The sequence below is a fragment of the Limosilactobacillus alvi genome, assembly GCF_016900115.1.
GTDB classification, from domain to species: Bacteria; Bacillota; Bacilli; order Lactobacillales; family Lactobacillaceae; genus Limosilactobacillus; species Limosilactobacillus alvi.
This window is the reverse complement of the sequence record NZ_JACJJQ010000073.1, coordinates 1-1843: the sequence shown is the minus strand read 5'-3', so window position 1 is coordinate 1843 and position 1843 is coordinate 1. Positions and strand designations below refer to the sequence as shown.

The 1843-nt window shown below is 36.3% G+C and carries 2 protein-coding genes; both read left to right on the top strand.

The annotated features are described in order from the left end of the window. A partial coding sequence (locus tag H5993_RS09070) for an IS607 family transposase (RefSeq protein ID WP_204777099.1) occupies nucleotides 1-563 on the top strand: 563 nt, incomplete at its 5' end. Further along, nucleotides 544-1653 carry an RNA-guided endonuclease InsQ/TnpB family protein gene (locus H5993_RS09065; protein ID WP_239458072.1) on the top strand — a complete coding sequence of 370 codons (1110 nt, stop codon included), beginning with the start codon at nucleotides 544-546 and terminating at the stop codon, nucleotides 1651-1653. The genes H5993_RS09070 and H5993_RS09065, both read left to right, overlap by 20 nt. Nucleotides 1654-1843: the final 190 nt, after the last annotated feature.

Genomic DNA, 1843 nt, shown 5'->3' with positions numbered 1-1843 from the left:
GAAGATATTATACAGAAGAACAATACTTGCAATATATTGGGATGTCCGAAAATGTACAGGATCGCAAAACAGTAGCCTATGCTAGGGTTTCTACCTACGGGCAAAAGGACGACTTAAAAGATCAAATTGCCTTTATTCGTCAGTTTGTGAATGCCAAAGGTGTAATTCTTGATGAAGTTATAACTGATATTGGCAGTGGATTAAATTACAAGCGTAAGAAATGGAATCAATTACTACAAGAGGTAATGGATGACAAAATTAAGACAATTTACATTACTTATAAGGATCGTTTTGTTCGTTTCGGATATGACTGGTTTGAACAGCTATGCCAACAACACGGCACACTAATCGTAGTTATAAACAACCCAGATACAAGTCCTAATCAAGAATTAGTAGATGATTTAGTAAGTATTATTCATGTATTCTCTTGCCGTCTAGATGGTTTACGAAAATATAAACGTAAGCTAGTAGCTGATAAGACTTTGAAAGGTGGTGAAACAAGTGATACGCACGGAGAAGGTAAGGCTATATCCAAATCAGATGATGAAAAAGCATCTCGATGAACTATGCGACTATCGTCGCTATTGTTGGAACCAAGGGCTGGCTTTATGGAATGATATGTATGATGAATCTCTAATTATGGACAACAAAAAATTGCGTCCTAGTGAAAGAAAAGTACGTAATATTCTAGTGGTAGAGAAGGCTGACTGGCAATATGCGCTTTCAGCACGGTGCTTACAACTAGCAATTTCCGATTTGGGTAAAGCTTGGAAGAATTTCTTTGATAAAGCTCAACCAGACTGGGGTAAACCTCGTTTTAAATCTAAGAAAGCGCCTAGACAGGGCTTTAAAACTGATCGTGCCAAAATTATTAATGGCAAATTGAGATTGGATAAACCCCACGGAGTTAATGATTGGGCTGACATTAAAATGGTTGGTGCAAAATCATTAAAGGGTGATCTAAAAGTTGTTTCAGTATTTCGTGAAAATGGTAAATACTGGGCTAGTTTACCGTTAGAAGTTGAAATAGCTAAGAAAAGTAAAACTGGTAAGAAAACAGCGGTTGATATTAACGTCGGTCATTTTAACTATACCGAAGGTAAAGTTAATGCTCTACCCGATCATTTAAAGAAGCTCTATAAACGCATTATGCATTATCAACGTCAGTTAGCTAGAAAGCGTACTGTCAATGGAAAGAAAGCAACTCAATCGAATAATTATGCTAAGACGAGAGCCAAGTTACAGCGTGATTATCGGCGTGTTGCCAACATTCAGCATGATATTATTCAAAAGTTTACCACTAAGCTAGTTACTGATTATGACAAAGTCGTGATTGAAGATTTAGCGGTGAAACAAATGCAGATGAGCCATGTTGCGTCTAAAGGTTTACAACGGTCGTTGTTTGGTTATTTCAGACAGGTTTTAACTTATAAATGCCAATGGTATGGTAAAGAATTACGATTGGCAGATCAATTCTATCCTAGCACCCAACGGTGTTCTCAATGTGGTTTTATCAAGACTGGCACAGATAAAGTTGGTCTTGATGGCAACAAGTTACATCATACCAAACATAATGAATATATTTGTTATGAGTGTGGTGCAGTCATGGATCGTGATGAAAATGCGGTTCAGAATCTTTTAGCTTTAGTATAAATAATACTAATGGGTGGGCTACACCCTAAAGCTATCAGAGTTGGTCAATGTCATTACCTCCCTTGTTGGGATATGGGAATACTAATGTTGACGGTAGTGAATAAAATTAAGAAAGGAAAACTATATAATTCTTTCTCAAATATAATCAAATCTAATTCATGATTATATTTGTTCACATTTTATATAGCAG